General features: G+C 72.0%; 8 protein-coding genes. 4 read left to right on the top strand and 4 right to left on the bottom strand.

Going from position 1 to position 10,480, the window contains the following annotated elements; all coding sequences use genetic code 11:
- Positions 1–88: 88 nt before the first annotated feature.
- Together GTW08_RS25150 and GTW08_RS25145 are read right to left on the bottom strand one after the other, a co-directional pair.
- Entirely contained in the window at positions 89–1,669 is a 1,581-nt protein-coding gene (locus GTW08_RS25150; protein WP_139282946.1) for a 4-hydroxyphenylacetate 3-hydroxylase family protein, read from the bottom strand.
- A 71-nt stretch (positions 1,670–1,740) separates the two neighbouring features.
- Complete coding sequence (locus GTW08_RS25145; protein ID WP_073577353.1) at positions 1,741–2,292, bottom strand: flavin reductase family protein; 552 nt, start codon at positions 2,290–2,292, stop codon at positions 1,741–1,743.
- Between the two features lie 143 nt (positions 2,293–2,435).
- On the opposite strand from GTW08_RS25145, the gene GTW08_RS25140 reads away from it, so the two are divergent.
- From GTW08_RS25140 to GTW08_RS25130, 3 genes are all read left to right on the top strand, one after another.
- Entirely contained in the window at positions 2,436–3,254 is an 819-nt protein-coding gene (locus tag GTW08_RS25140; RefSeq protein ID WP_073577352.1) for an IclR family transcriptional regulator domain-containing protein, read from the top strand.
- A 107-nt stretch (positions 3,255–3,361) separates the two neighbouring features.
- Positions 3,362–4,429 (top strand): DUF3048 domain-containing protein, encoded by a 1,068-nt coding sequence (locus tag GTW08_RS25135; RefSeq protein WP_083658955.1) that lies wholly within the window; start codon positions 3,362–3,364, stop codon positions 4,427–4,429.
- A 266-nt stretch (positions 4,430–4,695) separates the two neighbouring features.
- Positions 4,696–6,336 carry an SLC13 family permease gene (locus GTW08_RS25130; protein ID WP_073577351.1) on the top strand — a complete coding sequence of 547 codons (1,641 nt, stop codon included), beginning with the start codon at positions 4,696–4,698 and terminating at the stop codon, positions 6,334–6,336.
- Positions 6,337–6,342: 6 nt separating this feature from the next.
- Here GTW08_RS25130 and GTW08_RS25125 read toward each other — a convergent pair whose 3' ends face one another.
- On the bottom strand, positions 6,343–7,200 hold the full coding sequence (locus tag GTW08_RS25125) for an alpha/beta fold hydrolase (RefSeq protein ID WP_073577350.1): 858 nt from the start codon (positions 7,198–7,200) through the stop codon (positions 6,343–6,345).
- A gap of 509 nt (positions 7,201–7,709) precedes the next feature.
- On the opposite strand from GTW08_RS25125, the gene GTW08_RS25120 reads away from it, so the two are divergent.
- Positions 7,710–9,527, top strand: coding sequence for a proton-conducting transporter membrane subunit (locus GTW08_RS25120; RefSeq protein WP_073577349.1), 1,818 nt, complete (start codon positions 7,710–7,712; stop codon positions 9,525–9,527).
- A 262-nt stretch (positions 9,528–9,789) separates the two neighbouring features.
- On the opposite strand, the gene GTW08_RS25115 is transcribed toward GTW08_RS25120, so the two are convergent.
- Complete coding sequence (locus GTW08_RS25115; RefSeq protein ID WP_073577348.1) at positions 9,790–10,449, bottom strand: DUF305 domain-containing protein; 660 nt, start codon at positions 10,447–10,449, stop codon at positions 9,790–9,792.
- Positions 10,450–10,480: the final 31 nt, after the last annotated feature.

The raw sequence follows: 10,480 nt of genomic DNA, 5'->3' as shown, positions 1-10,480 counted from the left end.
CGGGCGGACTCGGTCGCGTTCGCGCCGGCGAGCCCGGCGCCGGAGGGGACGGTGTCGTGGTCGGTGGTGGTCATGGCACGCCCCGGGTTCAGCGGCCGTTGCGGCCGAACAGCCGCACGTCGTCGTTGTTGATCAGGTCGGGCACGGTCCAGCCGTTGAGGTCGTACTCGTCGAGGCACTGCTCGGCGAAGCCCTTCATCGCCGACGCGGTGCCCGACGCCTCGGCGGCGAACAGGAGCTCGGCGCGCACGCCCTCGTGGTTGCCGGAGTAGTTGCGCTCGTAGAGCTCGTGGCGCCCGCCGAACTCCGAGCCGATCGAGTCCCAGATCAGCTTCATGAGCTTGACCCGGTCGACGGCCTCGTAGCCGTTCGAGCCGCGGACGTACTTGTCCAGGTAGGGCCGGACCTCCGGGGAGAGGAAGTCCGCGGAGTGGCTGGGCAGGTAGATCAGCGAGGCGCCCAGGTCCTGCATGATGATCTCCTTGACCCGCGGGTAGCCCAGGGTCATGAACCAGCGGTAGGCCAGGCCGTAGTCGAGCTTGGGCAGCTTCGCCCCACCCACCCACTCGTCGGGGTTGGCGCACATCGCATCCGACAGCGCCCAGAACATGTTGCGCCAGGCGATGACCTCGCCGACCCGGGTCTGCACGCCGCGGAAGTCCTTCGAGCCGGTGACCTCCAGGCCCTTCATCAGCAGGCCGGCGATGAAGTCGAGCTTGACCGCGAGCCGGGTGACGCCGTGGAAGGTGAAGCGGTGCAGGAAGCCGGACCCGGGGAAGAACGTCGACGCCTTCTCCGCGTCGCCGTAGATGAACACGTTCTCCCAGGGGATGAGCACCTTGTCGAGGATGAAGATCGTGTCGTTCTCGTCCATCCGCGAGGAGAGCGGATAGTCGAACGGGGTGCCCATCATCGAGGCCTGCTGGGCGTAGGACGGGCGACAGATCAGCTTCATCCCGGGCGCGCCCATCGGCACGGTGCAGACCAGGGAGTACTCGCGCTTCTTGATCGGCAGGCCGTAGTGGGCGAGGAAGTTGAAGTGGGTGATCGCCGAACCGGTGGCGACGACCTTGGCCCCGGAGACGACGACACCGTTGTCGTTCTCCTCCTCGACGTGCATGAACACGTCGGAGACCTCGTCCGGCGGGCGGTGCCGGTCGACCGGCGGGTTGATGATCGCGTGGTTCCAGTAGAGGACCTTCTCCTGCGACTCCTCGTACCAGCGCCGGGCATTGGCGGCGTAGGGGTCGTAGAACTCGGAGTTCGCGCCCAGGGTGCCGAGGAACGCGGCCTTGTAGTCGGGGCTGCGCCCCATGAAGCCGTAGGTCATCCGGGCCCACTCGGCGATCGCCTCGCGGTCCTTGCGCAGGTCCTCGACCGAGTGCGGGGTCCGGAAGAACGGGTGGGTGACGCCGGAGCTGCCGGTGTCGGTGGGGACGGTGAGCTTCTCGGCGCGGGTCGGGTCGTGCAGCGCGTCGTAGAGCCGCGCGGTCATCCGTACCGCGTTGCGGAACGCCGGATGGGTGGTCACGTCGGCGACCTTCTCGCCGTAGAGGTAGACCTCACGGTCGTCCTTGAGACTTTCGATGTACTCGTCGCCGGTCATCGGCCGGGTGACGCGGCCGTCGGCGTCGGTGGGGGTGGCGACCGAATCCTGCTGCAGGGTCATCATCGACTCCTTTGTCGTTCGGGCTCGGGGGTCGAGCCGTGCGTGCGCACGGCGTCATGTACGGGGGGTGGTCAGCGGGCCGCGGCCGGGGTGATCCAGCTCTGCCCCGCGGGGCCGTCGGCCGAGTCGCCCCACAGGACCGGCTCGTGGTCGTCGCCCAGATGGTGGAAGCGGCCGGTGTGGAACAGCAACGGGGCGCCGTCGTGGATCAGGAACTCCTGAACCTCGCCCAGGTAGAGCACGTGGTCACCGCCGTCGTAGGCCTGCCAGGGGGTGCAGGAGATGTGCGCCAGGGCGCCGTCGAGCCGCGGCGCACCGCACGCGCTGTCGGGCAGCCACGCGACGTCCTGGTTCGGCCGGCCCGCGAAGTGCAGCGCCAGCTCCTTCTGCCCCGACGCGAGGACGTTCACGGTGAACGGCCGCCGCTCCTGTTCGACCAGGGCGCACAGGCGCGACCGCCGGTCCAGCGACACCAGCACCAGCGGCGGGTCGAGCGACACCGCGGTGAAGGCGTTCACCGTCGCGCCGTGCGGCGTGCCGTCGGCCCCCTGGCAGGTGATGACGGTGACGCCGGTGGCGAAGTGCCCGAGGCACCGGCGCAGCTCTCGCGGGTCGATCGCCATCGATCGCTCCTCCCTGTACGCTCTGCGTACACACTGCCCGCTTTGCGTTCACGACCACTGTGTCGAGTGGGTTCGCGCTGGTCAACGCCCCTGCGGCGCCCGCACGGACCGGGTCACGATCAATTGAGAGGAATCCCGTCCCAATGACCGACGTGGCCGACGGCGCCGGTGCTCGGGACCGCATCCAGAGCATCGAGCGGGGTTTCGCCGTGCTGCTCGCCTTCGACGCCGACCGGCCCCGGCCGACCAGCTCGGACGTGGCGGCGGCGACCGGCCTGTCCCGGCCCGCCGTCCGGCGGATCCTGCTGACCCTGGAGCACCTCGGCTACGTCGAGCAGGCGCACGGCCACTGGCGGCTGACGCCGCGCGTGCTGTCGGTCGGACAGCGGTACATCGCGACGCACTCGATCGTCGACGCCGCCCGCCCCTACCTGACGCAGCTGGCCGAACAGACCGACGAGTCCGCCTCGCTGACCGTGCTGGACGGCACGGACGCCGTCTACGTCGCCCGGGTGCCGGTACGCCGGATCCTGCAGGTCGACGTCTCCCCCGGCACCCGGGTCCCGGCCACGGCGACCGCGATGGGGCGGGTCCTGCTGGCCTGGGCCGAGGAACCGACCATCGCCCGGGTGCTCGCCGCGGGCCCCCCGGCCTGCACCCCGCGGACCGTCACCGATCCGAAGGCGTTGCGCGGGATCCTCCGGGAGGTGCATACCCGGGGCTGGGCGTTGGCCGTCGGCGAGCTCGACCCGGACCTCATGGCCGTGGCGGTCCCGGTGCGGGACCACACGGGAGCGGTCGTCGCGGCGCTGGCGTCCGCGACCAGCGTCGGCCGGTGCTCACCGGAGAGGCTGGTCGAGACCGTCCTGCCGCACGTACTGGCCACGGCCGAACGCCTGAGCCGGAGCCTCGGACGGCCCTCGGGCGCCCGGTTCGGCGCCACCCGCGACGGGTTCTACTGACCGCGGGTCAGTCGTGCGCGACGAACAGAGTGGCTCCGCCGTCGGCGGAGCTCTCCAGGTCGGCGGCCGCCGCCCGGCCCTCCGGTGACGCCACCAGGTCGTATGCCATGGCCGGGTCCGCCGTGGTCGCGGTCCAGCGGGTCCGTGTGGTTCGCGCCCTGGCGTGCGACCGGCCGTGGCGCGACGTGGCGGAGTACGGTGCGCCGGTGCGTGGGAACCCGGCGGTGAGAGCCCTCGTCGGACTGGTGCTGGTGGGCGCCGTCGGATGCGCTCCGTCCGTGCCGGTACCGCCACCGGCGACCGCTCCGGCGCCGCCGGCGCCGCTCCTGTCCCCGCTGACCGGGCTGCCCTCCGAGCCCGGAGCGAGAGTCTTCGCCGTGAAGATCGACAACACCGCGGAGGCGCGCCCGTGGGACGGCGTCGAGTTCGCCGACGTCGTCTACGTCGAGCCGGTCGAGGGCGGCCTCACCCGGCTGCTCGCCGTGTTCGCCTCGCAGCTACCGGGCTCGGTGGGGCCGGTGCGCAGTGCCCGGGAGACCGACATGGGCGTGCTCGGCGCCTACGGCCGCCCGGCCCTCGTCTTCTCCGGCGCCGCACCGCCGGTCATGGACGAGATCGTCGCCGCGCCGCTGGTCCCGGCCGTGCCCCGCGAGTTCCCGGCGGCGTTCCGGCGTGACGACCGGCGGCCGGCGCCGGTGAACGTCTACGTGGACCTGGCGGACCTCCGCGGCCGGGTGCCGGAGGCGGGGCCGGTCCAGGACATCGGCCTGCGCTTCGGGCCCGCGCCGGACGGGGGTGCCCCCGCCCCGGAGCGCACCGTCCGGGTGGGTTCCACCGCCGTCACCGTCAACTGGAGCGCACCCGACGACGCCTGGACGATCGCAACCGGCGAGGAGATCGCCGTCGCCGGTCCGGACCGGCGGCCGGTGCGGGCGGACACGGTGGTCGTGCAACGGGTGGGGGTCGTCGAGTCCTCGGTCCGGGACAGCGCCGGCTCGGCCTCCCCGATCGCGCTCACCGTCGGCGCGGGCGACGCCGAGGTCCTGCGTGACGGCCGTTCGTTCCCCGCCCGGTGGTCCCGTCCCGCTGTGGGCGACCCCACCCGTCTGACCGCACCCGACGGCCGTGAGGTGCCCCTGCACCCGGGGCGGACCTGGGTACTGCTCGTCGCGTAGGCGGTCCGCCCGGGGCATCGTGCGGCCCCGTTCCACGGTCGCAGGGCGCAGGTGCCGTGACGGCATCGTCGATCGCAGGGATTCCCGATGGACGCCGCCCGGGTGACCCGCGTCGTGGCCGTCCCGACGTACCACGCCGTCGAGCCCGTGCCGTTCCTCCGTTCGCTCGGTCATGCGTTCGAACGAGAACAAACGACCCGAATGGGGATAATTCGGGTACGGTCCGCGACGCAGCACAGCGGCCGTACGACACAGGGGTTCCGACGATGACGACGAATGACAGCGGTCCCGAGCCCGGCACGGCCACGGCGGATCCTCCGGCTCCGGGAGCGGCGACCGCCGCCGACGGCAGAACCCCGCGGGCGACGTGGTCGCTGCGTCTGCTCGGCGTGGCGCTCGCCCTGCTGACGTGGCTGCTGCTCGGGGCGGCGCAGGAACTGCCCCCCGAGGCGCGGATGGTCGCGGCGATCGGTGTCCTGATGGCGACGTGGTGGGTCACCGAGGCCATCCCGCTGTCGGCGACCGCGCTGCTGCCGGTGGTGCTGTTCCCCGCGTTCGGGGTGGTGTCGGTGGCCGACACGACCGCCCGCTACGGCGACCCGATCGTCTTCCTGTTCCTGGGCGGGTTCCTCATCGCGATCGCCATGCAGAAGTGGCACCTGCACCGGCGGATCGCGCTGCTGACGCTGCGGGCGGTGGGCACGACACCGACCCGGATCGTGCTCGGCATGATGGTGGCGACGGCGTTCCTGTCGATGTGGGTGTCCAACACCGCGACCACACTGATGATGCTGCCGATCGCGCTGTCGGTCCTGGCGCTGGTCGCCGAGCGTGCCGGGGGCGGCGGCGACGAGGTCCGTCGCGGCGCCCCGCTCAGTGAGACCATCCGCGACCCGGCTGTGCGCTCGTTCGGCATCGGGCTGATCCTCTCCGTGGCGTGGGCCTCGTCGATCGGCGGACTCGGAACGCTGCTGGGCAGCCCGCCGAACGCCATCGTCGCCGGCTACGTACAGGACGAGCTCGACCGCGACATCAGCTTCGTCGGCTGGATGCAGCTCGGGGTCCCGATCGTCGTGGTGTTCGTGACCGTCGCGTGGCTGCTGATCACCCGGGTGCTGTTCCGGACCACACTGACCGAGATCCCCGGCGGCCGGGAGATGATCGACGACCAGCTCCGGGAGATGGGCCCGGCCAGTACGGCCGAGAAGCGCGTACTCGCGGTGTTCGCCTCCGCGGCGTTCCTGTGGATCGTGCCGGGCCTGCTCACCGAGTTCGACGCCGTGGACGCCGCGCTGCCGTGGCTGGGCGGGCTGAACGACACCGCGATCGCGATCGCCGCGGGTGTCGCGCTGTTCTTCCTGCCCTCCGCGACCACCCCGCCCGACGAGGCCGCGACCGGCCGCCGCGGCGGGTACCGGATGTTGCTGGCCTGGCCCGACGCCCAGGCGGGACTGCCCTGGGGCGTGCTGCTGCTGTTCGGGGGCGGGCTCGCCCTGGCCGGGGCGGTCGCCTCCAGTGGGCTCGACGAGTTCATCGGCACCAGCGTCGCCGGCCTCGGTGTACTTCCGGTCCTGCTGCTGGTGGCCGCGGTGGTGACGATCGTGCTGTTCCTGACCGAGGTCACCAGCAACACCGCGACGGCGGCGACGTTCATCCCGGTGCTCGGCGGGGTCGCGATCGGCATCGGCGCCGACTCGATGACGCTGCTCATCCCGGCGGCGCTGGCCGCGACGTGCGCGTTCATGCTGCCGGTCGGCACCCCGCCCAACGCCATCGTCTTCGGGTCCGGTGTGGTCACCATCGGCCAGATGGCCCGCGGTGGTCTGCTGCTCAACGTGGTCGGGGTCGTGCTGATCACCGGGTTCGCGTTCCTGCTCGGCGGATGGGCGCTGGGCCTGCAGTTCTGAGCCGTCTCACCCCGCCCCGGGGCCGGCCGGCGCGGTGATCCCGCGACGGACGGCGTCGGGGTGGGAGTGGGCGAGCAGGTGCCCCGCGTCGGCGACGAACTCGACGCGGGCCCCGAGCAGCATCCGGGCGGGGCGGGTCAGCTCCTCCGCCGGGAAGATCGGGTCGCGACGGCCGGCCAGGACGACGCACGGGATGTCGCGCCAGGCGGTGAGGACCGCGTTGGGCAGGGGTGCCGGCGCGAGCGAGCTGCGGGTGTGCTCGGGGACCAGCGTCATCCACTCGACGAGGTGGCGCCGGTCGGGCAGCGGTGCACCGCCGGAGAGGAAGGACAGCACCCGCTCGGTGCGGGCCTCGGTGGGATGCCACAGCCAGGGCAGGGCCGGGCGCAGACTCGCGGTGACCCGGGCGGGCACCAGACCGGCCGGGGCGACGAGGACGAGCCCGGCGACCGCCGGGCCGGGCCCGGCGCAGAGCGCGACAGCGGCGCCGAGGGACTCGCCGACGATCGTCGCCGGCTCGGTCCCGACCGCGGCCAGCACCTCGTCGATCCAGGCGCGATACCGGCCGACGAGATCGTCGGCGGGCCTCTCGCCGTGGCTGAGTCCGGGCTGCCCGGGGACGTCCACTGCCGTGACCCGGTGGTCGGCGGCCAGAGCCCGCACGACGTACGCCGATGCAGCGGCGCCGAGGGTCGTACCGGGCAGGAGCACCACGGCCGGCCCGGAACCGACGGTCGTGAGGTGGGTCGGCCCCAAGGGGGTGTCGATCCACCGGCAACGCGCGTCGGGCAGAAGGCGGCTGATCTGCAGGTTGCTCCAGTCGCGCAGCAGGGTACGGCCGGGTTCGGAGCGGTAGATGTCCATCGCGGGGCTGCCCTTCGTCGAGCGTGCGTGTTCTGCTCGCCGACCAGGCTTCCCGGCACACCGAGGCCACCGTAGGCACGTCGAGGCGCGTGAGCGAACGAGGGGTCCGTAAAGATCGCGCAAAGACGCTGCGCACGGATCGTCGTCGCAATTGTTTCGTCATGCGGCGACAACGGTGGCGTGGATCGCATCCGCCCAGCGCGACGACAGCCGCAAGAATCGCGTAGTCTTTGGGCGTGATTACTCGATGCGCCTTCCGAGCCCTGCAGTGGCTCGTGCCGCATCCGGGCACCAATGGTCATCCCTCGTCGTGGGGAGCCATCCTCGCCGGCGTCGCTCCCGACGCCTGAGCTCGCGACTCCGCACCGACAGGCGGCATGTTGCCGCGACCTGACCGCATGCGCAGCATCGCGGTGCGCGGGTTGCAATGTTTCGACACGTCGGCGATTCCCATTCCGGGTTTCGCCTGATACTCGTGCCCGAAACTCGCGCGAGGAGCTCTTTCCCCGATGTCGTTGTTCTGTGTTCTGGCGGCCCTGTGGCTGCTCGTTCCCGCGGTCGCAGTACTCGCGAACCGGGTCGGGGCGCGCGGCGGATGGCTCGCCGTCGTGGTGCTGACGGCCCTGACCGCCGTCGTCGCCACCGGCGGACCCGGCACGCGCACCGAGGCGGTGCCGTGGATCCCCTCGCTGGAAATCGCGCTGCGGCTGCGTGTGGACGGGCTCGGCTGGCTGTTCGCCCTGCTCGTCCTCGGAGTCGGCACGGTGGTGCTGGCGTACTCGACCTCCTATGTCACCGAGGAGCGGGCGGGCGGCTTCTTCGCGCTGATGACCGCGTTCGCCGCGGCGATGCTGACCCTGGTCCTCGCCGACGACCTGGTCGTGCTGTTCGTGGCGTGGGAGGTCACCACCCTCTGCTCCTATCTGCTGATCCTGCGGGTGGGACCTGCGGGGCGAGCGCCGGCGGCACGCACGTTGCTGGTGACCGTCGCCGGCGGCCTGGCGCTGCTGGGTGCGGTGTGCGCGATCGTGGTGCGGACCGGGACCACGCAGCTGTCGGCCGCGCTCGCCGACCCGGCCTGGACGCTGGATCCGGTGTTCGCCGGTGCCGTCGCCGTCCTGGTCGCCGTGGCCGCGATGACCAAGGCGGCGCAGTTCCCGTTCCACTCGTGGCTGCCCGACGCCATGGTCGCCCCGGCCCCGGTCAGCGCCTACCTGCACGCGGCGGCGATGGTCAAGGCCGGCATCTACCTCCTGATGCGCTTCGCCGGCGCGGCGTCGGCGTCGCCGCTGTGGCCATGGCTGCTCGTCACGGTCGGCGTGGTGACGGCGCTGCTGGGCGGCGTGCTCGCGTTGCAGCGCAGCGATCTCAAGGAGATGCTCGCCTACTCCACGATCAGCCAGCTCGGTCTGCTCGTGGCCGTCATCGGCGTCGGGACCACGACCGCGCTGCTGGCCGCGAGCGCCCACGTCGTCGCGCACGCCCTGTTCAAGTCCGCCGGCTTCATGACCGTGGGGCTGGTGGAGCGCCGCGCCGGGACCCGCGACCTGCGTGAGTTGCGCGGCCTGTTCCGGTCGATGCCCTGGACCGCCACGATGATCGCCCTGATCGCCCTGAGCATGGCCGGCGTACCGGTGACGCTGGGCTTCGTCTCCAAGGAGTACGTCCTCGACGCCGCCCTGTCCGGAGACGGGGGCCCGGCACTGCTCGCCGCCGTCGGGCTCGGCGCCGCCGCGGTGCTGACCGTCGCCTACAGCGCACGGATGGTGTTCCCCGTGTTGTTCGGGTCGACGACCGCGCTCGGTCCTCCCGGCGGTGCACGGACGATGGCCGGGACGGTCACCGTCACCGCGCTCGCCGGTGCCCTGCTCGGGCCGGCGGTCTGGCTGCTCGACGGCGCGCTGCGGTCCTCGGCGGCCGCGGCTCTCGGGGTGGCCCCGGCGGCGGTCCCGGCCGTCTCCGTGTGGCACGGCGTCACCCCGGCGTTGGTGGTCTCGGCGATCGCCATCGCCCTGGGGACCGTGGTGGCCGTCGCTCACCGGTGGGTGGACCGGGCACTGGACCGGGCGCTGTTCCCGGTCACCGGCGTCGCGGTCGTGGAGCGGCTGCGCAGCGGTGTCGTCGGCCTGGGCCGGGCCACCGGCCGCCCCTACCGTGGTGACGCCCCTGCCCGGCACCTGCTCATCCCCCTCCTGCATGTGTACGCGACTCGTCAACCCACACGCTCACCGAGGCCGTCGAGCTGCCCGCTCCCGGAACGACACACCCGCAGCGGCGACGAACACCTACGGCTGCTCGCGAAACAACCCAGGTCGTCTACGACGTAGAACGCGGCCAAGAACGTTGTCTCCGATCTGGACTCGGGCGAGCAGGCAGCGCAGGAACGCACGGCCGGGTTCAGACCTGGCGGCCGCGACCATGGCGGACAGTGGATCTCGGGCAGCGGGCCGACGCGCACTCTTCACCATCGGAGGGCCTACGCCGCCGACACGGGTGGGGGATATGCCGATTCACGACCCGTCCCCCACCCGTATCGGTCAGGGTGAGCGCGGCTCGTTGTCGCCGTCGTCGCCCGTGGACGGCGGACGGTCAGCCGAGCAGCTGGCGCATCCGGCCGACCTCGGCCTGCTGAGCGTCGACGATCTGCTGGGCCAGTGCCTTCGCCTCGGCATTGGCTCCGGCGGCGAGTTCGGTCTGGGCCATCTGCACCGCACCCTCGTGGTGGGCGATCATCATCTCGAGGAACATGCGGTCGAAGTCGGCGCCGTCGGCGTGCTCGAGCCGGCGCATCTGGTCAGGCGTCATCATCCCGGCCATACCGCCGTGATCCATCCCGCCCTGGCCCATTCCGCCATGGTCCATCCCGGACATGCCGCCCTGGTCCATCCCGGGCATACCACCGGATGCGGGAGCGCCCCAGGTGGTGAGGAAGGCCTGCATCTGCGCGATCTCCGGGCCTTGGGCCTGCTCGATCTCGGTGGCGAGACGGCGGACGTCGTCACTGCCGGCACGGTCGGCGGCCAGCTTCGACATCTCCACCGCCTGCTGGTGGTGCGGGATCATGCCCTGGGCGAAGGCGATGTCGGCCTGGTTGTGCTCGGCCGAGATCGCCGCGCCCGGAGCAGCGGAGCTGGTCGGGGCGGGGGCCGTGGGCGCGGCGCTGCCGGTAGGCTCTGCGCCGCCGCAGGCCGACAGCACGAGGGCAGCGGTCAGTGTCGTGGCCGCAGTGGCCACGTTGGTGATCTTCATGGGTAGTTCTGGCTCTCCGTGTCGAGTACGG

The organism is Pseudonocardia sp. SID8383 (genome assembly GCF_009864975.1).
Classification (GTDB): Bacteria; Actinomycetota; Actinomycetes; order Mycobacteriales; family Pseudonocardiaceae; genus Pseudonocardia; species Pseudonocardia alni.
This window is presented reverse-complemented; position numbering and strand designations above follow the sequence as displayed.

Coding starts and splice junctions, on each gene's coding strand:
- GTW08_RS25140 (WP_073577352.1), top strand. CDS start 2,436: ATGACCGACGTGGCCGACGGCGCCGGTGCTCGGGACCGCATCCAGAGC.
- GTW08_RS25115 (WP_073577348.1), bottom strand. CDS start 10,449: ATGAAGATCACCAACGTGGCCACTGCGGCCACGACACTGACCGCTGCC.
- GTW08_RS25130 (WP_073577351.1), top strand. CDS start 4,696: ATGACGACGAATGACAGCGGTCCCGAGCCCGGCACGGCCACGGCGGAT.
- GTW08_RS25135 (WP_083658955.1), top strand. CDS start 3,362: ATGGCCGGGTCCGCCGTGGTCGCGGTCCAGCGGGTCCGTGTGGTTCGC.
- GTW08_RS25120 (WP_073577349.1), top strand. CDS start 7,710: ATGTCGTTGTTCTGTGTTCTGGCGGCCCTGTGGCTGCTCGTTCCCGCG.
- GTW08_RS25125 (WP_073577350.1), bottom strand. CDS start 7,200: ATGGACATCTACCGCTCCGAACCCGGCCGTACCCTGCTGCGCGACTGG.
- GTW08_RS25145 (WP_073577353.1), bottom strand. CDS start 2,292: ATGGCGATCGACCCGCGAGAGCTGCGCCGGTGCCTCGGGCACTTCGCC.
- GTW08_RS25150 (WP_139282946.1), bottom strand. CDS start 1,669: ATGACCCTGCAGCAGGATTCGGTCGCCACCCCCACCGACGCCGACGGC.